The organism is Hanstruepera neustonica (genome assembly GCF_002895005.1).
Taxonomy (GTDB): domain Bacteria; phylum Bacteroidota; class Bacteroidia; order Flavobacteriales; family Flavobacteriaceae; genus Hanstruepera; species Hanstruepera neustonica.
Genome location: NZ_POWF01000001.1, coordinates 15,435 through 37,553, shown reverse-complemented (window position 1 = coordinate 37,553; position 22,119 = coordinate 15,435). Strand labels below are relative to the sequence as shown.

The 22,119-nt window shown below is 34.8% G+C and carries 23 protein-coding genes; 7 read left to right on the top strand and 16 right to left on the bottom strand.

Going from position 1 to position 22,119, the window contains the following annotated elements; translation table 11 throughout:
• Positions 1 to 13: 13 nt before the first annotated feature.
• From C1T31_RS00190 to C1T31_RS00180, 3 genes are all read left to right on the top strand, one after another.
• Positions 14 to 1,027, top strand: a complete 1,014-nt coding sequence (locus C1T31_RS00190) for a S66 peptidase family protein (RefSeq protein WP_103051263.1) — start codon at positions 14 to 16, stop codon at positions 1,025 to 1,027.
• A gap of 145 nt (positions 1,028 to 1,172) precedes the next feature.
• The gene (locus C1T31_RS00185; protein ID WP_103050455.1) at positions 1,173 to 1,790 is read left to right on the top strand and encodes a hypothetical protein; all 618 of its coding nucleotides are present in this window, start codon (positions 1,173 to 1,175) and stop codon (positions 1,788 to 1,790) included.
• 97 nt (positions 1,791 to 1,887) lie between these two features.
• Entirely contained in the window at positions 1,888 to 2,247 is a 360-nt protein-coding gene (locus tag C1T31_RS00180) for a YraN family protein (protein WP_103050454.1), read from the top strand.
• Here the strand turns inward: C1T31_RS00180 and C1T31_RS00175 are convergent.
• A complete protein-coding gene (locus C1T31_RS00175; RefSeq protein ID WP_103050453.1) occupies positions 2,244 to 3,548 on the bottom strand; it encodes a TlpA family protein disulfide reductase in 1,305 nt (434 codons plus the stop codon). The two genes, C1T31_RS00180 and C1T31_RS00175, sit on opposite strands and share 4 nt — an antisense overlap.
• A gap of 44 nt (positions 3,549 to 3,592) precedes the next feature.
• Entirely contained in the window at positions 3,593 to 6,940 is a 3,348-nt protein-coding gene (mfd, locus tag C1T31_RS00170) for a transcription-repair coupling factor (RefSeq protein WP_103050452.1), read from the bottom strand.
• Between the two features lie 190 nt (positions 6,941 to 7,130).
• On the opposite strand from mfd, the gene C1T31_RS00165 reads away from it, so the two are divergent.
• Positions 7,131 to 7,562 carry a fructose 1,6-bisphosphatase gene (locus tag C1T31_RS00165; protein ID WP_103050451.1) on the top strand — a complete coding sequence of 144 codons (432 nt, stop codon included), beginning with the start codon at positions 7,131 to 7,133 and terminating at the stop codon, positions 7,560 to 7,562.
• A 48-nt stretch (positions 7,563 to 7,610) separates the two neighbouring features.
• On the opposite strand, the gene fbp is transcribed toward C1T31_RS00165, so the two are convergent.
• Positions 7,611 to 8,618: a class 1 fructose-bisphosphatase gene (gene fbp / locus C1T31_RS00160; protein ID WP_103050450.1), complete on the bottom strand. Its 1,008-nt coding sequence runs from the start codon at positions 8,616 to 8,618 to the stop codon at positions 7,611 to 7,613.
• 111 nt (positions 8,619 to 8,729) lie between these two features.
• Here fbp and C1T31_RS00155 point away from each other — a divergent pair, with 111 nt between their 5' ends.
• From C1T31_RS00155 to C1T31_RS00145, 3 genes are read left to right on the top strand one after another with little or no spacing between them, the layout of a single operon-like run.
• Positions 8,730 to 9,209 carry a GNAT family N-acetyltransferase gene (locus C1T31_RS00155; protein WP_103050449.1) on the top strand — a complete coding sequence of 160 codons (480 nt, stop codon included), beginning with the start codon at positions 8,730 to 8,732 and terminating at the stop codon, positions 9,207 to 9,209.
• Between the two features lies 1 nt (position 9,210).
• Positions 9,211 to 10,461, top strand: a complete 1,251-nt coding sequence (locus C1T31_RS00150) for an aspartate kinase (RefSeq protein ID WP_103050448.1) — start codon at positions 9,211 to 9,213, stop codon at positions 10,459 to 10,461.
• A 23-nt stretch (positions 10,462 to 10,484) separates the two neighbouring features.
• Entirely contained in the window at positions 10,485 to 12,314 is a 1,830-nt protein-coding gene (locus tag C1T31_RS00145; protein WP_103050447.1) for a GNAT family N-acyltransferase, read from the top strand.
• A gap of 1 nt (position 12,315) precedes the next feature.
• On the opposite strand, the gene C1T31_RS00140 is transcribed toward C1T31_RS00145, so the two are convergent.
• From C1T31_RS00140 to serS, 13 genes are all read right to left on the bottom strand, one after another.
• Positions 12,316 to 12,702 carry a VOC family protein gene (locus tag C1T31_RS00140; protein ID WP_103050446.1) on the bottom strand — a complete coding sequence of 129 codons (387 nt, stop codon included), beginning with the start codon at positions 12,700 to 12,702 and terminating at the stop codon, positions 12,316 to 12,318.
• Entirely contained in the window at positions 12,699 to 13,160 is a 462-nt protein-coding gene (locus C1T31_RS00135) for an iron chaperone (protein ID WP_103050445.1), read from the bottom strand. The genes C1T31_RS00140 and C1T31_RS00135 overlap by 4 nt, the downstream gene beginning before the upstream one ends.
• A 2-nt stretch (positions 13,161 to 13,162) precedes the next feature.
• On the bottom strand, positions 13,163 to 13,534 hold the full coding sequence (locus tag C1T31_RS00130) for a VOC family protein (RefSeq protein ID WP_103050444.1): 372 nt from the start codon (positions 13,532 to 13,534) through the stop codon (positions 13,163 to 13,165).
• An 11-nt stretch (positions 13,535 to 13,545) separates the two neighbouring features.
• Positions 13,546 to 14,055, bottom strand: a complete 510-nt coding sequence (locus C1T31_RS00125) for a DUF4199 domain-containing protein (protein ID WP_103050443.1) — start codon at positions 14,053 to 14,055, stop codon at positions 13,546 to 13,548.
• Positions 14,056 to 14,159: 104 nt separating this feature from the next.
• The gene (locus tag C1T31_RS14215; RefSeq protein ID WP_103050442.1) at positions 14,160 to 14,570 is read right to left on the bottom strand and encodes a response regulator transcription factor; all 411 of its coding nucleotides are present in this window, start codon (positions 14,568 to 14,570) and stop codon (positions 14,160 to 14,162) included.
• 9 nt (positions 14,571 to 14,579) lie between these two features.
• Positions 14,580 to 15,521, bottom strand: a complete 942-nt coding sequence (locus C1T31_RS00115) for a 2-hydroxyacid dehydrogenase (protein WP_103050441.1) — start codon at positions 15,519 to 15,521, stop codon at positions 14,580 to 14,582.
• A 2-nt stretch (positions 15,522 to 15,523) separates the two neighbouring features.
• A complete protein-coding gene (gene mgtE / locus C1T31_RS00110) occupies positions 15,524 to 16,873 on the bottom strand; it encodes a magnesium transporter (RefSeq protein ID WP_103051262.1) in 1,350 nt (449 codons plus the stop codon).
• Positions 16,874 to 16,899: 26 nt separating this feature from the next.
• Positions 16,900 to 17,670 (bottom strand): 16S rRNA (adenine(1518)-N(6)/adenine(1519)-N(6))-dimethyltransferase RsmA, encoded by a 771-nt coding sequence (gene rsmA / locus C1T31_RS00105; protein ID WP_103050440.1) that lies wholly within the window; start codon positions 17,668 to 17,670, stop codon positions 16,900 to 16,902.
• Entirely contained in the window at positions 17,670 to 17,996 is a 327-nt protein-coding gene (locus C1T31_RS00100) for a DUF4286 family protein (RefSeq protein ID WP_103050439.1), read from the bottom strand. Before C1T31_RS00100 ends, rsmA begins: the two co-directional genes overlap by 1 nt.
• Positions 17,997 to 18,039: 43 nt before the next feature.
• A complete protein-coding gene (locus C1T31_RS00095) occupies positions 18,040 to 18,552 on the bottom strand; it encodes a GNAT family N-acetyltransferase (RefSeq protein WP_103051261.1) in 513 nt (170 codons plus the stop codon).
• A gap of 6 nt (positions 18,553 to 18,558) precedes the next feature.
• Positions 18,559 to 20,328 (bottom strand): tetratricopeptide repeat protein, encoded by a 1,770-nt coding sequence (locus tag C1T31_RS00090; protein WP_103050438.1) that lies wholly within the window; start codon positions 20,326 to 20,328, stop codon positions 18,559 to 18,561.
• A 178-nt stretch (positions 20,329 to 20,506) separates the two neighbouring features.
• Positions 20,507 to 20,635: a hypothetical protein gene (locus C1T31_RS14195; protein ID WP_262496204.1), complete on the bottom strand. Its 129-nt coding sequence runs from the start codon at positions 20,633 to 20,635 to the stop codon at positions 20,507 to 20,509.
• A gap of 156 nt (positions 20,636 to 20,791) precedes the next feature.
• Positions 20,792 to 22,063 carry a serine--tRNA ligase gene (gene serS / locus C1T31_RS00085; RefSeq protein ID WP_103050437.1) on the bottom strand — a complete coding sequence of 424 codons (1,272 nt, stop codon included), beginning with the start codon at positions 22,061 to 22,063 and terminating at the stop codon, positions 20,792 to 20,794.
• Between the last annotated feature and the right edge of the window lie 56 nt (positions 22,064 to 22,119).

Genomic DNA, 22,119 nt, shown 5'->3' with positions numbered 1-22,119 from the left:
GTACATTTACAATATGTCAAAAATCACCTTAATAATTAGCTTATGTTGTCTTCTTTTTTTGGGAGAGAAAGAACAAATACGAGTTGATGATTCTAACAACTTAAAACAAGAAACTTTGATACGACCACCCTATTTAAAAGCAGGAGATACAGTTGCCATCGTTGCGCCATCAGGCATTTTAAAAAACAGACAACAGGAAGTACAACAAGCTGTTGATTTGCTTAAAAGCTGGGGTTTGCATGCATTGGTAGGAGAACATGTTTTTAGCCAAGACAACCATTTTGCGGGAACGGACGCTGAACGCTGTGAAGACTTCCAGAAAGCTATGGACGACCCTAGTATAAGAGCCATTTGGTGTGCGAGAGGAGGTTATGGAACGGTGCGTATTTTAGATAAATTAAACTTTACCAAATTCAAAGAACATCCAAAATGGTTAATAGGCTATAGTGATATTACAGCCTTGCACAATCAATTCCACAATGCTGGTTTTGAGAGCATTCATGCGTTAATGTGTACCAGTTTGACAGATGATTTAAATGACATTTCAGAATCCATAGAAACCTTTAGAAAAGCCATTTTTGGAGAATCATTGACGTATACTTTAGAAGGGTCAAGTTATAATCGAGTAGGTGAAGCTACTGGTCCATTGGTTGGCGGCAATTTAACCATGTTGCATACCATGTTGGGCTCGAATACCAGTATAGATACCTCTGGAAAAATCTTATTTATTGAAGAGATAGGTGAGTATAAATACCATATTGATCGCATGTTGCAAAGCTTAAAACGTGCAGGTTATTTTGATAACTGCAAAGGTGTTTTGGTAGGCGATATGAGCAAACTTCGTAAAAACACAACCCTTTGGGGAAGTTCTGTAGAACAATTGATTTTGGATGCGTTGTCTGAATATAAATTCCCTATTGCATTTAATATGCCTGCAGGGCATGAAAAGGATAATCGGGCTTTGATTTTAGGTAGAAGGGTACAGTTAAAAGTTACCAGTGAGATGTCAACTGTAGTTTTTGACTAAAGGGCTATTCAATTAATGTTATTCATCGAATAACGTAAGAAAATACTTTAATTTATTGTTTTTTTATGTAGTTCAGCGATTTTTTTGTGCTGTTCTCCGCAAAGCTTATTACCTTTCCAAGACTTAACCCTAAATCTACAAAATCATGAAAAAATTAACTACACTTGTGGTTATATGCTTTTTAGTTTTTGTTGGCTGCACCAATGAACAACTGGAAGATGACCAATTAAAAAAGGCAAAACCCAAGCAAACTCAAATTGTACAATCTAATGACGCACCAGACAGTGATAATGGTGAACATTGTGTATATACACAATTAATAGCGGGTCAGCATCATTCGGCGGGTTCAGTAACTATTGATGTAGTTGGCGATAATTTGGTGGTAACTTATACCACTAATGGCGATTGGACCATAGGAACCACTCATTTAAGTATTGGTGTGTGTGACGAAGATTGGGTTCCAACAAATGGTTCAGGCAATCCACAGATTGGCCACTTTGAGTTTACAGAACCCTATTCTGCAACCGACCATGAAGTCGTTTACATTATTCCAATTACCGAAGTAGGAGACAATTATTGTTTTGCAGCACATGCTGAAGTTCAAGGGCCTACTGGAGGTGAAACGGCTTGGGCTGAAGGAAACGAGTTTTCAGGTAACAGCTGGGCGATGTATTCTGAATTCGATTTATCAACTTGTACATCTTCAGACGATGATGACGATGACGATGATGGCGGTGGAGACGGAGACAATCAACCGACATAGAATAATCTACATAGTTTGTAAAAAAGGCACATTTAGAATGTGCCTTTTTTAGTTTATTTAGGGTTATATTTATAACATATAATTCAAATAATAAATAGTGGCGCAGCATAATGAATTAGGAAAAAAAGGGGAGCAATTGGCAGTTGATTTCTTAGTGCAAAACGGTTATGATATTGTTGAACGGAATTATCGTTTTGATAAAGCAGAGGTTGATATTATTGCTAAACAACAAGATATACTAGCTATAGTTGAAGTAAAGGCCCGGTCGTCTGTTAATTTCGGCGACCCTCAAGATTTTGTAAAGCCCAAACAAATAAAAAATCTTGTTAAAGCTGTTGACGAATATATTATCGTAAATGATTTGGAGGTCGAAGTCCGGTTTGATATTATTGCTATCGTTAAAGAAGGTGAGAAGTATCAAATTGAACACCGAAAAAATGCCTTTTATCATTTTTAGTTTTCTAAAAACGTCCGTAATTCTTCAACATCATTAGGTTTAGCAACAATGGTTTTATTTTTATCCAGTATAAAAAAACTTGGCGTTGCATGTACTGCATAATTTTTAATTACAGGACTTTCCCACTTACTTAAATCATATGTGTGTAAGAAATTAGGGAAGCTTTCTATGGTTTTCTTCCAGTTTCTAACACTATTTTCAAGACCATAAGCAATCACAGTAATTTCCGGATATTGATCCATCAATGTTTTAACTTTGGGCAATTCATCCAAACAATGACTACAGGTGCTGCTCCAAAAAATAAGTAAGTATCTATCTGATTCAGTCAATTCATATAAGCTGGTTTCAATAGGCTTGTCATCAACCAAATAAGTGAATTCAAAATCTACAGCTTTATTACCAATAGCTGTATTCTTATATTCTTGTAAAACTTCCAGGAGTAACTCATTGTTGTTTTTTATAGCCAATGACATTAAATAGGAATCGCTAATGTAATTGGCAACTGCATCGTTTCCAGCTCCCATCATATTTGTCCAAATGGCTTCCAAGATGTTCATTTTAGAAACACTATTATCTCCAATGGCAATAACAATATCATCGATAGCCTGATTGTAAGAATCGATATCAGCTGGCATAGCATACATATATGCCATTACTCGTTCGGTTAAGAATTCAGAGGATTGTAATAAAAGATTATCAAATTCTATGTTATCAAAGTAGTGCTCTTTTAGGTTTTGGGAGTAGGTGTTGATATTTTCAAAAGAGCTTGGGATATAGGTTCTGTTACTTTTTATAAACGCTAGTACTTGGGAATTTTTAGCGGCTTCTTCATAAGCTAATTGAGTATCGCTTAAATTTTTGAAAATAGATTCAATGGTTTTTTGATTAGGATTATCCGATGTGTAGTAGTCACTTATTTGTCCATTAATATTACTGATATCCGATAAATAGCGATCCCAAAGCATATTGTCATTGGAGCTAATAAAGGTCAACCCGGTTTCTAAATCATATTTCAAAACAACATTCTCTTTACCATCATAGAAAAAATTGAAATTATTGTCTTCAGGTGGTGTGGCATAAACTATTCTATAAATTCCAGATTCTGAATTTTCGTCCATTTCAATTGAGAATGAACCGTCGGATTTTAACTTGGCGCGATCGATATAGTCAGCACCTGTGGGTGTGTTTTTATAAAGAAAAGCATAGGTAAATTCTTCAGCAGGAGAAAATGTGCCTCTGATACTGTGTTGTGCTAAAAGGAATTGGGGAAGAATCGAAATTATTAAAAGCCATTTTTTCATAATACCAAATGTTTCTATTGGATGTTAATCGAATGTAACAAAAACTAATCCATAATGGGTTTTAAAGCCGTTAAAGCTTTCTTAACTGACGGTATATTTTCAAAAGTCAATAATAAACGAAGCCCATTTCTGGTTTGTTTTTCCTTCATTTTACAAGTATTGGAATGCGTTTGTACAAATTGAAGAACCTTGGTGAACTGCGGACTTTGATAAAAAGCACTTTTTTGGTCATGAATAAAATAGCCAATAAGCTTGCCTTTTTTCATGACCACTTTTTCTAATCCCATTTTAGTGGCTAGCCATTTTATTCTAACGCTGTTCAATAGATCAACTACTTGTATCGGTAATTCACCAAAACGGTCAATGAGTTCACTTTCAAAAGCGCTTAGTTCTTCTTCGGTTTTAACATTATTGAGTTGTGTATAAAGATTTAGGCGTTCAGTAATGTTATTGACATAATCATCTGGGAATAACAACTCAAAGTCCGTGTCAATGGTTATGTCTTTTACATAGGTTTTTGGTTTACCATCATCTTTATATAAATCCTTGAATTCATTTTCCTTAAGTTCTTCAATAGCTTCGTTTAATATTTTTTGATAGGTGTCAAAGCCAATATCATTGATGAACCCACTTTGTTCTCCCCCTAATAAGTCACCAGCACCACGAATTTCCAAATCTTTCATGGCAATATTAAAACCACTGCCCAATTCAGTAAATTGTTCTAAAGCGGTGATACGCTTTCTGGCATCGTTGGTCATAGCAGAGTATTCAGGTGTAATAAAATAACAAAACGCCTTTTTATTACTTCGTCCTACACGACCACGCATTTGATGTAAATCACTCAAGCCAAAATTATTGGCATTATTAATAAAAATAGTATTGGCATTCGGAACATCCAAACCACTTTCTACAATGGTTGTACTGACCAAAACATCAAACTCTCCATTAATAAATGCTAACATTAAATGCTCTAATTTTCTGCCTTCCATCTGACCATGTCCAATACCAATTTTAGCATCTGGTACCAATCGTTGAATCATGCCTGCAACTTCCTTGATGTTTTCTATGCGGTTGTGTATAAAGAAAACTTGTCCGCCACGTTGAATCTCGTAAGTAATGGCATCTCGAATGGTTTCTTCACTAAAACGGATGACATGACTTTCTATAGGATAGCGATTTGGTGGAGGTGTGGTAATAACAGAAAGATCTCGAGCAGCCATGAGACTAAACTGTAAAGTCCTTGGAATAGGTGTGGCTGTTAATGTGAGTACATCAACATTTTCTTTGATGGTTTTGAGTTTTTCTTTTACTGCAACCCCAAATTTTTGTTCTTCATCAACAATCAATAATCCCAGATCCTTAAACCTCACATTTTTACTCACTAACTGATGGGTTCCAATGATAATATCAATAGTCCCTTTTTCCAGGTTTTCAAGAATTTCTCTTTTTTCTTTGGCTGTTCTAAAACGGTTGAGGTAGTCAACTGTTACTGGAAAATCTTTTAGTCGCTCCTTGAATGTTCTGGAATGTTGATAGGCTAAAATGGTTGTTGGCACTAACACAGCCACTTGTTTACCATTATCAACGGCTTTAAAAGCAGCACGGATGGCAACCTCTGTTTTACCAAAACCGACATCACCGCAAACCAAGCGATCCATAGGGCGCTCACTTTCCATATCGGCTTTAATATCGGTTGTCGATGTAATTTGGTCTGGAGTATCTTCATATAAAAAAGAGGCTTCCAATTCATGTTGCATATAACTATCTGGATTGTACTGATAGCCTTTTTTCAACTTTCGTTTGGCGTAAACTTTTATCAGGTTAAAGGCAATTTCTTTAACTCTTGATTTGGTTTTTTGTTTAAGATTTTTCCATGCTTTACTGCCTAACTTATAAACTTTTGGAGGCTTACCGTCCTTACCATTAAACTTGGTGATTTTATGTAGGGAGTGGATGCTTAAATATAAAACATCGCGTTCACCATAAACCAATTTAATAGCCTCCTGTTTTTTACCTTCAACATCAATTTTTTGTAGTCCACCAAACTTACCAATACCATGATCGATATGGGTTACATAATCACCTATTTCCAAATTGGTCAATTCACGCAAAGTGATAGCCTGCTTTTTGGCATAGCCATTTTTTAAATGAAATTTGTGATATCGTTCAAATATTTGATGGTCTGTATAGCAGGTTATTTTATTATCATGATCTACAAATCCCTGAAAAAGAGATAGAACAATCGTTTTATAATGAACGTTTTCTTCTACATCATCAAAAATATCGTGAAAACGTTTAGCCTGCTGCTCACTAACACAAGCTATATAATTTGTGAATCCTTTATCATGATTTACATTAAGGTCTTCAATTAGTAGGCTGAATTGCTTATTAAAGGCCGGTTGTGGTGTTGTATTGAATACAACTGGTTGGCTATTTGTATTATTTGTCAACACACTTGAAGGACCAAATTCAACCAAGTTAAAGTCCATTAGTTGTTGCTTTAACAACGTGGAATTACAAAATAATTCTGAAGGTTCTGCATGTTTTATTTCAGATGAAAGGCTTTTAAAAGTTTCCTCTGCTTTTTCATAAAAATCATCTATTCTTGAAAATAGTAGTTCGGCATTTTTAGTAAAGACAACTGTTTTTTGAGCTATATACTTTAAGAAGCTTTGACGACTTTCTTCCAAAAATTTGTTGGCAACATTTGGAATGATACTAATTTTCTTGATTTGATTGGTCGACAGTTGAGACTCTACATCAAATGTTCGAATACTATCAACTTCATCGCCAAAAAACTCAATACGATAAGGCTCATCGTGGGAAAAAGAGAATACATCGACAATTCCACCACGAACGGAAAACTCTCCTGGTTCGGTTACAAAATCAACACGTTTGAACTTGTATTCAAATAGGACCTCATTCACAAAATCAATAGATAATTGATCGTTGACAGAAATTTTTAAGGTGTTTTTTTCTAGCTCACGTCTCGTAACAACCTTCTCAAAAAGGGCATCTGGATAGGTTACAATAATAGCCGGTTTTTTTCTTGAATTTATGCGATTAAGTACTTCGGCCCTCAACAGGACATTAGCATTATCTGTTTCTTCAATTTGATATGGACGTCTGTAACTTCCGGGATAAAAAAGGACATCTTTGTCATTTAATAATAATTCAATATCATTAAGATAAAAGGCAGCCTCTTCTTTGTCATTAAATATGAGTAAAAATGGTTTTTCGGCTTGTTTAAAAAGTTCCGTAAAAACAAATGAAACCGAAGACCCTACAAGTCCTTTAATATGGGTTCGACTTTCATTTTTGGCAATAGCATGTCGCAGATTTTGCATCTGCAAAGCCTGATTATATACTTGCGAGAGGTTTGTTTTACTCAAGTCAAATTATTTTGTGCAAATATAAAATTTTGTTCCCTAGTTTAGGGATTAAAACTATTATTAAAGTAATATTTACTCTGGTTGATAATAATTTTAAAAAATTGACAGAGAGAACTTATTTTAAGGTTTTTTTCTTATTAGAAAAAAAGAAAAATATGTAAGTTTGCACCACTTTACAAAACAAGAATATATGTCAATTTTAGATTTATTTGATAGTGGGTTTAAAAAACGTAATGAAGATCATTTTGCTGCGATTGTTAGGGTAGCTATGGATGATGGAATAATTACTGATGAGGAGAAGGCGTTTTTAGACCGTTTGGCACGAAATTTAGATATCAGTGAAACTACATACAAGGAAATTTTAAAGGATTACCAATCACACCCTATTAATCCGCCAACATCTTATGACAGACGTTTGGAACGACTATATGATTTGGCTCGTATGGTACATGTCGATCATATTCACGGTGAACATGAAAGCATGGTGTTACGTAAAATAGGTATTGGTTTAGGTTTCTCTCCTGAAAACGTGAAGTATATAGTAGATAAGGCACTAATATTAGTTAGTAATGGTGTTGATTTAGATACCTTTATTGAAGAGATAAGAAATATGAACAAATAATGTTCTATTCATAAGTTTGAAAATGCGAATCCAATGATTCGCATTTTTTTATTGGGCCATTCTCATAAATTCTTCGGCTTTTTCAACCATATTTCTGCTACCACAAATAAAAGGTACCCGTTGGTGAAGCTCTTCAGGTTGAATATCCAAAATCCTGTTGAAACCATCACTGGCTTTGCCATTAGCCTGTTCTGCTAAAAAAGCCATAGGATTGCATTCATACAATAAACGAAGCTTACCATTAGAATCCTTTGAACTTTTTGGATATAAATAAATACCGCCTTTAATCATATTTCTATGAAAATCAGAGACTAAAGATCCAATATAGCGAGACGTGTAGGGCCTGTCACCCTCTTCCATTTGGCAATATTTAATATAATTTTTAATGCCTTGAGGGAAATGGATGTAATTACCTTCATTTACGGAGTAAATTTTTCCGTTTTCAGGAAACTGCATATTAGGATGTGATAAATAAAAAGTGCCAATGGCTGGATTTAAGGTAAAACCATTCACACCTGCACCCGTTGTATAGACTAACATGGTTGAGGTTCCGTAAACCACATAACCAGCTGCAACCTGTTGATTGCCTTTTTGCAAAAAGTCTTCAATGGTAACTGGAGTTCCCACTGGGGTGACGCGTCTAAAAACTGAAAAAATAGTTCCAACAGATACATTTACATCTATATTAGATGAACCATCCAATGGGTCAATTAAAACAACATACTTGTTATTGTTGTTCTCATCCTGGCTGTTTATAGAAATAAAATCATCCTCTTCTTCACTGGCAATGCCACAAACTATATTTCGGTTTGTGAGGGTTTGAATGAACTTATCATTGGCATAAACATCTAACTTTTGTTGGTCTTCACCTTGAATATTGGTCTCACCTGCAGCACCAATAATGTCCACCAAACCAGCTTTGTTTACTTCATGATTAACAACTTTAGCTGCTAGGCGGATAGAGTTTATTAATCTGGAAAGCTCCCCTGAGGTGTATTTGAATGATGCCTGGTTTTCAATGATAAATTCACCTAAAGTTTGATTTTTTTGAGACATAAATATGCAGGATGTTGATGTTTGTGCAAATATCGGATTTTTTGATAAACTACAACGTTTTCGGAAATTTAAATATCAGATAAAAAGCTATCTTTGACGTAAAATCTACAAATGAAATTTAAGGTAAGAAAGGCACATAAAGGCGATATGGCTAGGGTTTTGGAATTAATTACCGAACTTGCTGTTTTTGAAAAAGAGCCTCATGAAGTCGAAATTTCATTAAAAGAATTGGAAGAAGATGGGTTTGGAGAACAACCGCTTTTTCAATGCTTTGTTGCTGAGTTTGAAGAGCGTATTGAAGCAATGGCTTTGGTTTATACAAGATACTCCACTTGGAAAGGCAATGTATTGCATTTGGAAGATTTGATAGTCAGTGAAAACATGCGAGGCAATGGTTTAGGGACATTACTTTTGGATGAAGTTGTAAAATATGGTAATCAACTATGCGTAAAGCGCATCTGTTGGGAAGTATTGGATTGGAACGAACCCGCTATTAAATTTTATGAAGAAAAAGGAGCAGATGTGAAACGTGATTGGGATGTGGTACACTTAAACGAATCTGCAATAAAAACGTATTTATCAAACCTGTAATATGCGCGTATTTAAATTTGGTGGAGCATCAGTTAAAGATGCTGAAGGTGTAAGAAATTTATTGAATGTATTGAATGAAACAGGACATTCAAAAACGCTGATTGTAGTTTCTGCCATGGGCAAAACAACCAATGCCATTGAAACTATTATTGATAATTATTTCAAAAATAAATCGGCGTTACAGAGCTCTATTCAGGATGTAAAAAAATATCATAATGCCATTTTATTGGACTTGTTTGAAAATGAAAATCATTCTGTTTTCAAAAAAGTATCTCGTTTATTTGATGAACTGGCTTCATTTTTTGACCGCAATAAATCGCCAGATTACAATTATGTTTATGATCAAACTATAGGGTTTGGTGAGTTGGTTTCTACAACCATTGTAAGTGAGTTTTTAAATGAAATGGGTTTAAAGAATAATTGGTTGGATGTTCGGGAGTTCATCAAGACTGATAATTATTATCGAAGAGCTAATGTAGATTGGGAAAAGACACAAAGCCTTATTACTGAAAATTTTAAAAAGAGTAGTTTGAATATTACACAAGGGTTTTTGGGTAGTGATCCCAATAACTTTACAACTACTTTAGGGAGAGAGGGTAGTGATTATACCGCTGCTATTTTTGCTTATTGTCTTAATGCCGATAGCGTGACAATCTGGAAAGATGTGCCAGGTGTTCTCAATGCAGACCCTAGATACTTTGAAAACGCCCAATTATTACACAAAATATCTTATCGTGAAGCGATAGAGTTAGCCTTTTACGGGGCTTCAGTGATTCATCCAAAAACGTTGCAACCACTGCAACGAAAGGAAATTCCTTTGCATGTCAAATCGTTTTTAAACCCACAAAATAATGGAACTGTGGTTGCTAAAGGAGAAGGTATTGAGCCTGAAATACCCTGCTTCATCCTTAAAAAGAATCAAGTTTTGGTGTCGTTATCGTCATTGGATTTTTCTTATATCGTTGAGGAAAATATTAGTGACATATTCAACTTGTTACACATGTACAAAATGAAAGTTGATGTTATTCAAAACTCGGCTATTAGTTTTTCGGTTTGTTTTGATAATGGATACAATAATTTGGAGAAGCTTCTTCAACATTTAAAAGCGAAATTTAAAGTAAATTGCTACGAAGACGTGTCTTTGTATACCATAAGGCACTATAATGAAGCTGCCATTCAAAAATTGGAAAAAGACAAAGAGGTGCTATTGAAGCAATTAACACAAGAGACTATGCAAATGGTAACTAAATAAACAAAATAACTACATTTGTATTCATGACAAATCAACCTAAAAAAGGATTAGTTACCGCCAAGGAAGTTGCTGCTGCCATTCAGATGGATAAGTATGGCTTTATAGGAACATTTTTTGGGTGGATTTTGATGAAAGTCTTAAAGATTTCAACTCTCAACTCTATTTATAATCGAACCAAGCATTTGTCTGATCTTGAATTTTTGGATGCCATTTTGGAAGAGTTTCAAATAAAATTTGAAATTCCCGAAGAGGATTTAAAACGTTTGCCTAAAGATGGTGCTTATATTACGGTTTCCAATCATCCTTTAGGAGGGATTGATGGTATTTTACTCCTAAAATTGATGTTGGAACAACGAAAGGATTTTAAGATTATTGCCAACTTTCTGCTGCATAGAATAGAACCCTTAAAACCTTATATCATGCCTGTGAATCCCTTTGAGGATCGTAAAGATGCTAAATCTAGTATTGCAGGTTTTAAGAATGCCATTTTACATTTACGTGAAGGACATCCATTGGGGATTTTCCCTGCAGGAGAGGTATCAACTTATAAAGATGGAAAACTGCTGGTTGATAGGCCATGGGAAGAAGCTGCGATGAAACTGGCTCACAAAGCCGAAGTGCCCATAGTGCCAATTTATTTTCATGGAAAGAACAGTCAACTGTTTTACAAACTGTCAAAAATCAGCGATACATTCCGAACTGCTAAATTACCTTCAGAGTTGCTGACTCAAAAACGACGAACTATTAAGGTTAGAATAGGAAAACCTATTTCTGTTGCCGATCAAAAAGAACATGAGTCATTGGAATCGTTTTCTGAATTTTTAAGAAAGAAAACATATATGCTATCCAACTCATTTGATGAAAAAGGGAATTTGTTGAGTAATATTTCATCGACCTTAAAATTGCCTAAACCTCCTAAGCGAATTGTAGGACAGGTTGACCAGGCATTAATGGTTAAAGAGGTAGAGGCCTTACGTGAAGGTGATTTTCGTTTACTACAAAGTAAAAATTATGAGGTGTTTCTGGCACCAGCAAAAAAAATCCCAAACATTATTCAAGAAATTGGGCGCTTACGTGAAATTACGTTTAGAGAAGTAGGAGAAGGAACCAATGAAGCCATAGATTTAGATGCCTTTGACACCTATTATCATCACATGTTTTTATGGGATGGTGACCAAAATCTCATTGCTGGAGCCTATAGAATGGGTTTGGGTTCTGAAATATTCTCAAGGTATGGAATCGATGGATTTTATTTGCAGGACTTATTTAGGTTTGAACCCGAGTTGTATAAAATGATGAGTCAGTCCATAGAAATGGGACGTGCATTTATCATCAAGGATTACCAACAAAAACCTATGCCATTATTCCTACTTTGGAAAGGTATTGTTCATACAACCTTGCGTTATCCAGAACATAAATACTTAATTGGCGGCGTGAGTATTAGTAACCAGTTTACCAATTTTTCAAAATCGTTAATGATTGAGTTTATGAAGTCACATTACTATGACCCATATGTGGCTCAATATGTACATCCGAAAAAGGAATTCAAGGTTCAGTTAAAAGATGCCGATAAGGATTTTGTGTTTGATGAAGCCGAAGCCGATCTAAACAAGTTTGACAAAATCATTGATGAAGTGGAACCAGGTGCATTAAGGTTACCTGTTTTGCTGAAAAAATATATTAAGCAAAATGCCAAGTTGGTTGCTTTTAATGTGGATCCACTATTTAATAATTCAGTAGATGGCCTCATGTACATTAAAATAGCAGATTTGCCTGAAAGTACTGTAAAACCTGTTATGGAGGAATTTCAGGCTGAATTAGAACGTAAGATATCTGAACAGCAGGAAGAATAAACTACTGAAACGCTTTATCAACGGGTTCCCATAGCTCAATTTTGTTCCCGTCGTTGTCTAAAATCCAACCAAATTTCCCATAACTATATTCTTCCATATCACCAACAACTGTCACCCCTTCTTGTTTTAAGATTTCTAACAATTCCTTTAGATTCTCCACACGATAGTTGAACATAAAATCTTTTTTGGAAGGCTCAAAGTATTTGGTGTCTTCAGAAAACGGACTCCATTGTGTCGAGCAATCATTACCTGCTTTATCTTTCCACCAAAATGTGCAGCCGTAATCATCGGTGTTGAAGCCTAAATGTTTTTTGTACCATTCTTTGGTTGCTTTTGGGTCTTTGGTTTTAAAAAATAGACCACCAATCCCAGTTACCCGATTTTTCATTTTTTCTTGTTTAAGTTAGTTTCATAGAGCTCAATCCATTCATCAACACTCATTTTTTTACATAATTCAGCAATTAAATCGAAGGGGATGTCATCAACTTTTTTAAACCGAATACAACTTTTACCCATATCCAATTTTCTCTTACTGTATTTGGGGTATTCATTTACAAACCAATTATACAGTTCAGGACTTGCGTATATCCCGCTATGGTATAAGTTTATCGAGTTTTTCTGTGAAGCATAACTCATGAATGGTAATGGTTCGCTAGGAGTACAATGGTAGCCATCAGGATAGATGCTGTGTGGTACATAAAAAGCAGGCATTTTGTATTGTATACCTTCTTCAAAGCCTTTAGGTAAATTGCTCTTTATGGTTTTATGTAATTTCTTTAATGCAGCCTGTCTGTCTTCAGGTACTTGACTTATATAATCGTTTACTGATTTTGCGTTGTATTGCATAATTATACGTGTTGATCAATTAATATAGTATTTCCATCTGGGTCAAACATAACAATACTTGCTGGTCCAGAGGTATTTTCATCTGCTTCTCTTTCCAATTTTATGCTATTCCCCTTGAGGTGCTTTTGAATGTCTCTGACATCGTCAAAAAAGTCTAATTTCGTGGCGTTTTCATCCCAACCGGGATTAAAGGTCAAAATATTTTGCTCAAACATGCCTTGAAATAATCCTATCAATGCATTGCCGTTTTTCATGATAAGATAATTCTTTTCGATATCTCCTGCAAAAACAGAAAACCCTAGGTGTTCATAAAACGTTTTGGAAGCGTGAATATCTTTGACGCTTAAACTCATTGAAAATGCTCCTAATGTCATATATATAATTTTTATTGTTTACGTTGAAGAATTAGCCCTGAAATTATCGATATTACAAATCCTATCATAATAACTGTTGCAAACATAATGAATGCCATAAATCCAGAACCTCCATAGGCTTCCATTTGTTCGGTAAGTTTCAATTTTTCAATTTCATATGCTTCAGGCGAGAGCGTTTCTTTCTTAGTTGCTAAAGTTTTGTCTAAATATTCTGTCGCAAAATCAGGATTGATAACAGTTGTGTAGATATAATCAATTATAGCGACACCTATTCCAACAAAAACAGAAATAAGGAGTCCTATTAAAATGGCTTTTCCTAAACTAACGACTCCATTATTAACTTTGTCACGATAGTGTTTGATGCCAAAATAGATAAATGATAGAGAGGCTATCATAGAGGTATAACCAATGACTTCTTGAATGGAATAGGAAAGGTTATCACCTAGTAAAAATACCAAAAGGAAGAATGAAATACCAACTAAAAAACCGTAGCTTCCAAACTTTAAAACTGTTTTTTTCATAATTTGAATTAATTTAAAATGATAGTCAAAAGTAGCTGGGTTGCCTTAAAAACAGGTCATACTAAAGTACCAAAAGCATCATACTTTTGTCTAAAATAAGGAATTTAAATAATTTGATATTGCTTGGCAATTTTAACGGCCTGTGTTCTTCGTTTGGCATTCAATTTTACCAAAATATTGGAAACATGCGTTTTTACAGTGCTTTCGGAAACAAATAATTTATCACCAATCTCTTTATTCGATAAGCCTTCTGAAATAAATTTTAAAACTTCATATTCTCTTTTAGTGATATCTAGATCTTTGATTTTGGTAATATCAATGTCTTCTGGTTCTTTTTCAATTTTAGAGAAACTTTTTTTGTGAATATAAACTCCAATAAAAAAGAAGATAATAGCTACAATGGCAATGGCATTTTCAATTTTCATGTCACCAGAAACTACAGAATATTTACTCAATTGAAAGAGGGAGAGTAATGCTAAAATGAATAAACCAAAAACAACAATTGTTTTTTTCATGTTAGAAAGTTAGCAAAATTTAGCTTTAATCTTATCAACGATGGTTTGAGCTAGTTTTTTATGACTTTCAACTGTCCATCCTGCCACATGCGGAGTTAATATGACATTTTCTGCCTGAATTAAATATTTAAGAGGTTGAGATGTCTCGACTGCGCTTGACATGACACTTTCAAAAGAAGACTTTTCGTATTCCAAAACATCTAATCCAGCACCAAGAATTTTCCTGGATTTTAAGGCCGAAACTAAATCAGAGGTTACAACGCTTTTTCCTCGTGCGGTATTGATAAACCAAAACGGTTTTGAAAACCCATTAATAAATTCCGTATTAACCATATTAGTGGTTAAAGCGGTTTGAGGTGTATGTAAGCTAACCACGTCGGATTGTTTTTGTAGTTCGGCTAGTGTTACTTGTTGGGCGTTTTCATCACCCACATTATCTTGAATATCGTAACATAAAACTGTGGTATCGAAACCACGGAGTTTTTTGGCAAAGGCTTTTCCCATATTACCATATCCAATGATTCCAACAGTTTTTCCATCCAACTCCACACCACGATTTTCCTCACGAAGCCATTTGCCTTGCCGTACTTCTTGATCGGCTTTGTTGAGTTTGTTGAACAATGACAATAGCATACCGAGTGCATGTTCTCCAACGGCATTGCGGTTGCCTTCTGGAGCAGAAATTAAATAAATACCTTTTTTTTCTGCATACACGCAATCTATGTTTTCTAAACCAGCGCCAACGCGACCAATAAACTTGAGCTTTTTGGCAGCATCCAAAAATTGTTTATCAATGGTAAATCGACTGCGAATGATAATGCCATCGTAGTTGTGTATTTTTGATTCAATTTCATGTTTGGTAGATGTATAGTCTTCAGTATTTTCAAACCCTAATTCATGTAACTGATTTAATAATAAGGGATGATTTGTATCTAAATGAAGAATTTTCATGGTTAGAATCCAATTATCAGACCTGCTAAAACAAAGAACAGGTAAATACCTAAAATGTCATTACTAGTCGTAATAAAAGGGCCAGTTGCTATGGCTGGATCAATACCACGCTTATCCAGAATAATGGGCACGAACGTTCCTATTAAGGCTGCTACAACAATAACTGACATCATAGAAACAGCAATAGCAACGCTTTCTACAGTGTCTTGACCAATAATAAACCCAAATAGTATTACCAATAGGGCTAAGGCCAGCCCATTGATGAGACTCAAACCAATTTCCTTTAACAGACGGTTTAGCAAACTCCCTTTGACGCTATCATTAGCCAAACCTTGAACAATAATGGCACTGGACTGTACACCAACATTTCCTGCCATGGCCGCAATTAAAGGTGTGTAGAAAAATAGAGACGGGACAGTAGACATAATATGTTCAAATCCTTTCATAATGAATACACTGCCCAATCCACCAAAAAGACCTAAAACAAGCCAAGGCAATCGTGCTTTGGTTAATTCAAGAATACTATCATCGGCTTCAACATCTTGTGAAATACCAGCCGCTAACTGGTAGTCTTTATCTGCCTCTTCTCTAATAACATCGACAATGTCATCAATGGTAATACGACCCAAAAGCGTTTGGTTTTCATCAACCACAGGAATAGCTTCCAAATCATATTTCTGCATAATTTTTGCTACATCTTCAACGTCATCTTTTACATGGACCCAATCAACGTTGGAGTTTGATATTTCTGCAATTTTTTGATCGCTTTTAGCTGTAATCAAATCTTTTAGTGAAAGCCTGCCTATGAGTTTGTCTTCTTTGTCAACCACATAAATAGAATGAACTCGTGTGACGTCTTTAGCCTGACCTCGTATTCTGCGCATACAACCAGCAACGGTCCAAGTTTCATAAACTTTTACCAGCTCTTTGGCCATAAGACCACCAGCTGTATCTTCATCATAGGCCAACAGCTCTTTAATCTCTGCCTTGTGTTCGGCATCTTCAATATTTGAGATGACTTCCTCTTGACGTTCTTCAGGAAGTTCGGAAATCATATCGGCAGCATCATCGGTGTCGAGCTCCTCAATTTCTTCAGCAATTTCTTTGGCTGATAGATTTCTTAAGACCTTTTCCCTAATATCCTCATCCAACTCCATTAAAACATCCGAAGTGGTTTCGGAATCTAAAAGCTTAATAACATAGACTGCTTCATCCTGATTAAGTTCATCAAGAATTTCAGCTATATCGGCATAGTGATACTCCTTAAAAAGGGATTTTAGTTCCTTATCGTCTTGTTCTTCGATTAGGATTTCAACCTTTTCAATGAGTTCGTCGGTCAATTGAAATTGTATGTTTTCGTTTTCTTCTACCAAGGAATTTAATCGTTTTCAATAAGCGAAGTCAGCTCAATAAACTCTAAAACGCTTAATTGTTCTGGCCTTTTGTCAAATATAACATTTGCTTTTAAATTATCTGACAAATTGAATGTTTTTAAACTGTTACGAAGCGTTTTGCGACGTTGTTGAAAGCTGGTTTTTACAACTTTGAAAAATAGGGTTTCATCACACGGGAGTGTGAAGTTTTCTTTTCGTTTTAACAGTAATACGCCAGAATCAACTTTTGGAGGTGGATTGAAAACAGATGGAGGAACAGTAAACAGATAAGTGGCATCATAAAAAGCTTGTGTTAAAACCGAGAGGATACCATATACTTTGCTACCCTCTTTGGAGCAAATTCTTTGGGCAACTTCTTTTTGGAACATACCTGAAAACTCTGGAATTTGACCACGCATTTCCAATAATTTAAAAACAATTTGTGATGAAATATTATAAGGGAAATTACCAGTTATGGCAAAGGGTTCGTCATTAAAAACTTGTGTTAAATCATATTTTAAGAAGTCTTGTTCAATAATTCGACTAGCAAGGTTCAAATAGTTTGCTTTAAGGTATTCAACAGATTCGGTATCTATTTCTATAACATGTGTTGTAACGTCCTTTTCAAGCAAATATTTGGTTAAAACACCCATTCCGGGACCTATTTCCAATACATGGTTATAGCCTTTAAAAGATAATGTATTGGCAATCTTTTGAGCAATATTTTCATCTTTTAAAAAATGCTGTCCGAGATGTTTTTTTGCTTTTACTGACATTATTCAAAGTTTACCGTAAATTCATCAATGATTTCCAATTCAGTTCTGAAAGCCAACATTTTATCTGCAAATCGCTTCAATCCATCATTACGCAAAGTTTCAGCATCATATTTGTAATAATCATCTAAAGACTCTCTTGAGAAAGCTCTATATTGAGTAGAGTAGGTAACTCCACCTTTTTCTTCTTCAACCAAAACACGGGTCAATTTGGCTTCCTTAAATTTTCCAGTAGCCAATACTTGAGGGATATGTTCTGACTTCATCCAATGTAGCCATTCGTCATGAACACTTTCGTCAATGTTTACCGTTACGTTATATATTATCATAATATTGTAAATAATAGATTCCTGCCTTCGCAGGAATGACAAATTAGCTTAAATCTTTTGCAAATAACAGGAGTTCCTCATCATCTTCAAAAGGTTTTATCCTTTTTTCAAATTCAAGGCCAAGTTTTTCCAAGAGTTTGATCGAGTTTTTATTATGCTCTAAAGTAATACCTAAAACTTTTTTTAAATTAAATTTTGATTTGGCTAACTCTAAAATAGCAACTGATGACTCATAACCAAATCCTTTTGATTCAAATTCAGGGAGTAAAGCAAAACCTATGTCTGGAAAATCCAAACGCGGTCTTGTAACTAAACCAGCAGTACCAATTGCAAGACCATTGTCTTTAAGGGCAAGTTTGTAAAAGCCAAAGCCCTGTTTGTTATAAGCTGGAATTATTTTGTCAAGTAGATATTTTTTGGCATCTTCAATCGTGTTAACATGTCTATCTCCTATATAGGCAATCCATTTGGGTGTATTGAGAAGTTGATGAAAAAAAGGTGCATCCTCAACTTTAAATTCTGAAATAATGAGCCGTTTTGTTTTGGCAATAATCATGATCATTTAATTGATGGCATCACCACGTAACATTCTATACTTTTTACGAGCCTCTACATAATAAATACTGTCCTCATAGTTGAAGATTATTTGCTCGTAATATTCTTTGGCTTTTTCAGGTTGTTGCAATCGCTTTTCATAGAGTTCAGCTAAAGCAAAGTAAGCATCATCAGCCAATAAATCGTCTTTATAGTTTGTGATGATGTTTAGATAATTGGTTTCAGCTTTAGTGAATTCATTTTTTGATTCCAGCAATTTACCTTGTTTATACAAAGCCTGATCTTCTATGGTAGTGCCTTTGTGCTCAATTAATACTTGATCTAAAACCTGAATGGCGTCATCTGTTTTGTTTTGAAAGGCTAACAAATCGGCTTTAGCATAAAGTTTTAATGCGGTTTGGGTTGAATCTTCAAATTTATTATCGGTTATGAGTAGCATGAGGTCCAACGCATCGTTGGCAATTAGTTGAGATGTTGATGACTTTAAAATTTTTAATTGCGATTCGGCCCATTTAAAATCACCTTTAAAATAACTGGTTCTGGCTACTTTATATCTAGCCTCTTGTGATAAGGTACTGTTTTTTAAATTACGTTGAATTTGCGAGTAGTAAATCAGTGCTTCGTTGAACTTTTCTTCAAACACAAGTATATCGGCTAATTCCAACTTTACCTTTCCTTCTTCCAGCGCAGTTAGAGGTAAACCTAAAGATGATTTTAAGAATGTACTAGCTTTTTGAGGTTCGTGCACATAAAATGCTAAAAAATGAGCATATGAAATTTGTAAATTTAATGTGCCCAATGACCTGCCAAAAGTGTCAAATAGTGAGAGGTATTTTTTTTCAAGGCTATTCAAATCGTTACTTGTTTTAGCTTCAATTTGAAGCAAATTATCATGTGCGGCAATTTGCGTTTCAGGGTCTTGAGCAGTTTCTGTGATATAAACAAAGATTTCTTGGGCTATATCATATTCCTCGTCATTTACAGCTATAAAGGCTAATTCTTCAACTCTGTTAAGACTTTCAGGCTTTCTATTGAAAATTGCTTTTTCTTGGGCGAATGCTTTCTTGTAATCTTTTTGTTGAATAAATAACCAACTTAATAGCTCATTCCACATTAAATCTGGATTATGCTGGATTTTTTTAAGCAATATTTTCTTGAGGATTTGGTTGCTTTCATTCTCGCTGTCTTCAGATATAAATTCATTAAAAGCGCGCTTGATCGAATTGATGTATGTATCATTAAACTCAATGAAATTCAGGTAGCTTTCAAACATTTTCTCCACATTACCCTGTTCACCATAAATTTTGGCCAATTGCGAATTGAAGTTTAGGTCGGCTTTGAGCGACATAGCTTTTTCATAGGTGGCAACTGCACGTTCTAAAAGCGATCGGTCTTCAAAATATTTACCAATGGAGAAAGCATAATTTGGATTATCATCAACAAAAGAAATAGCCTTGTTATAATTAATATTGGCTTGCTCAATATCGTTTTTTAATTGGTAGTTATAGCCAAGTTCAACATATAAAGCAGGGTATGTAATTCTAGAAATCTGGTTTTTTAATAAAGCTTCAGCCTCGTCCAATTGTTCCAATTGTTGATGCGATTTAATCAAAGCAACAAAGTAATTGTTGTTGTTGGGAGTCTTTTTGTATAAGGCTTGGTATGAAGCTAACGCTTTTTCAAACTCCCCGTTTTTGAAATATTCTTTTGCCAGTAAATCTTCTTGAGAAAAGAGACTGGTTGATATTAAAAAAAGAAATAGGAATAGGGCTTTCATGCACTTACTTTTTGTAAATATAACAAAACTGGCTACGAGATATTGTGAATGTTTTTATAAAAAAAAATGCCTGAAGGTTCTTCAGGCATTTACCAACCAGATAAAATGTGCTATTAATCATTGTTAATTTATAACATGATTCAATTACTTGATTGGGGCAATCTTTATGTTATTGTTTTTATTTGGAAGCTATTGAAGCTATAGGATTTATGGTCGTCTTTTCAGAAAAATCGAAATCTGAAAATAAAACTTTACTCGCTATAAAGGCTAGCGCCATTAGAAGAAAAATTCGTTTAAGATTTTTCATAATTAAGTAGGTTTTTAGTTTTGGGACTACTAACATCTAAATTATTTTTTAATAAACAAAGAAAATGAGGAAAAAATCGTCAAACAACACAGTTTTTTTGCATTTCAACGATTTTAACGCTTAAAACAAGACAAAAAAGAAAGAAAAAGACTACAATTAATCAATTATAGAAAATCCTGTATAAGGAATTAAAACTTCAGGAATTAGAATGCCTTTTTCTGTTTGATAGTTTTCTAAAATACCCGCGAGTACTCGTGGTAAAGCCAAAGAACTGCCATTAAGGGTGTGCGCTAATTCTTTTTTGCCATTTGAATTTTTAAAACGTAATTTCAATCTATTGGCCTGAAAGGTTTCAAAATTTGAAACTGAAGAGATCTCTAACCAACGATCTTGAGCGGTTGAAAACACTTCAAAGTCATAAGTGAGAGCAGAAGCGAATGTTACATCGCCACCACAAAGCCTTAAAATACGGTATGGTAAATTAAGTTCATTCAGAATGCTTTTAACGTGTTCAATCATTCCGTCCAACGCCTTATAGGAATTATCAGGATGTTCAATTCGTATAATCTCAACCTTATCAAATTGATGTAATCTATTAAGACCTCGAACATGGGCTCCATAGCTCCCGGCTTCACGTCTAAAACAAGGTGTATATCCTGTAATACCAATTGGCAACTCATTTTCATTGAGAATAACATCTCTAAAAATGTTAGTTCCTGGTACCTCGGCTGTTGGAATTAAATATAAATTATCTTCCGTGACATGGTACATTTGCCCTTCTTTGTCAGGTAATTGACCAGTGCCAAAACCTGAAGCCTCATTGACTAAATGAGGTAATTGATATTCGGTGTATCCAGCATCTGTATTTTTATCTAAAAAGTATTGTATTAATGCACGTTGCAATCGGGCTCCTTTTCCTTTGTAAACAGGAAAGCCAGCACCAGTGATTTTGTTACCTAATTCAAAATCAATGATGTCATATTTTTTAGCCAATTCCCAATGGGGTAAAGCGTCATCATGAAGTTTTGGAACAGCACCTTCCCTAAAAACCTCCTCATTATCGGCATCTGAATTTCCATTGGGAACAGACTCATGAGGGATATTTGGTATTTTGTATAATAACTCATTTAGAGCATCCGTTTTTGCTGCTAATTGTTCAGACAAGTCTTTAGAAGACTCCTTTAAATCGGTGGTTTTGGCTTTTAAAGCATTAGCTTTATCGACTTCACCTTTCTTAAAGAGCATGCCAATTTCTTTTGAAATCGCATTAGCTTCGGCCAAAGTATTATCTAGTTCCGTTTGGATTTGTCTTCTTGATTCATCCAATTCAATTACTTCTGCTACCATTTGCGAAGCATCCATGTTCCTAACCGCTAGGCGTTCAATGACGAATTCTTTGTTCTCTCTAATAAAAGGTACTTGTAACATGCACTAAATTTTAAGTTCCTCTTCGCTTTAAATAGCTGCGAAGAATTAAGAAGCAA

Coding starts and splice junctions, on each gene's coding strand:
- C1T31_RS00190 (WP_103051263.1), top strand. CDS start 14: ATGTCAAAAATCACCTTAATAATTAGCTTATGTTGTCTTCTTTTTTTG.
- C1T31_RS00185 (WP_103050455.1), top strand. CDS start 1,173: ATGAAAAAATTAACTACACTTGTGGTTATATGCTTTTTAGTTTTTGTT.
- C1T31_RS00175 (WP_103050453.1), bottom strand. CDS start 3,548: ATGAAAAAATGGCTTTTAATAATTTCGATTCTTCCCCAATTCCTTTTA.
- C1T31_RS00165 (WP_103050451.1), top strand. CDS start 7,131: ATGTCAATTTTAGATTTATTTGATAGTGGGTTTAAAAAACGTAATGAA.
- fbp (WP_103050450.1), bottom strand. CDS start 8,618: ATGTCTCAAAAAAATCAAACTTTAGGTGAATTTATCATTGAAAACCAG.
- C1T31_RS00155 (WP_103050449.1), top strand. CDS start 8,730: ATGAAATTTAAGGTAAGAAAGGCACATAAAGGCGATATGGCTAGGGTT.
- C1T31_RS00150 (WP_103050448.1), top strand. CDS start 9,211: ATGCGCGTATTTAAATTTGGTGGAGCATCAGTTAAAGATGCTGAAGGT.
- C1T31_RS00145 (WP_103050447.1), top strand. CDS start 10,485: ATGACAAATCAACCTAAAAAAGGATTAGTTACCGCCAAGGAAGTTGCT.
- C1T31_RS00140 (WP_103050446.1), bottom strand. CDS start 12,702: ATGAAAAATCGGGTAACTGGGATTGGTGGTCTATTTTTTAAAACCAAA.
- C1T31_RS00135 (WP_103050445.1), bottom strand. CDS start 13,160: ATGCAATACAACGCAAAATCAGTAAACGATTATATAAGTCAAGTACCT.
- C1T31_RS00130 (WP_103050444.1), bottom strand. CDS start 13,534: ATGACATTAGGAGCATTTTCAATGAGTTTAAGCGTCAAAGATATTCAC.
- C1T31_RS00125 (WP_103050443.1), bottom strand. CDS start 14,055: ATGAAAAAAACAGTTTTAAAGTTTGGAAGCTACGGTTTTTTAGTTGGT.
- C1T31_RS14215 (WP_103050442.1), bottom strand. CDS start 14,570: ATGAAAAAAACAATTGTTGTTTTTGGTTTATTCATTTTAGCATTACTC.
- C1T31_RS00115 (WP_103050441.1), bottom strand. CDS start 15,521: ATGAAAATTCTTCATTTAGATACAAATCATCCCTTATTATTAAATCAG.
- rsmA (WP_103050440.1), bottom strand. CDS start 17,670: ATGTCAGTAAAAGCAAAAAAACATCTCGGACAGCATTTTTTAAAAGAT.
- C1T31_RS00100 (WP_103050439.1), bottom strand. CDS start 17,996: ATGATAATATATAACGTAACGGTAAACATTGACGAAAGTGTTCATGAC.
- C1T31_RS00095 (WP_103051261.1), bottom strand. CDS start 18,552: ATGATTATTGCCAAAACAAAACGGCTCATTATTTCAGAATTTAAAGTT.
- C1T31_RS00090 (WP_103050438.1), bottom strand. CDS start 20,328: ATGAAAGCCCTATTCCTATTTCTTTTTTTAATATCAACCAGTCTCTTT.
- C1T31_RS14195 (WP_262496204.1), bottom strand. CDS start 20,635: ATGAAAAATCTTAAACGAATTTTTCTTCTAATGGCGCTAGCCTTTATA.
- serS (WP_103050437.1), bottom strand. CDS start 22,063: ATGTTACAAGTACCTTTTATTAGAGAGAACAAAGAATTCGTCATTGAA.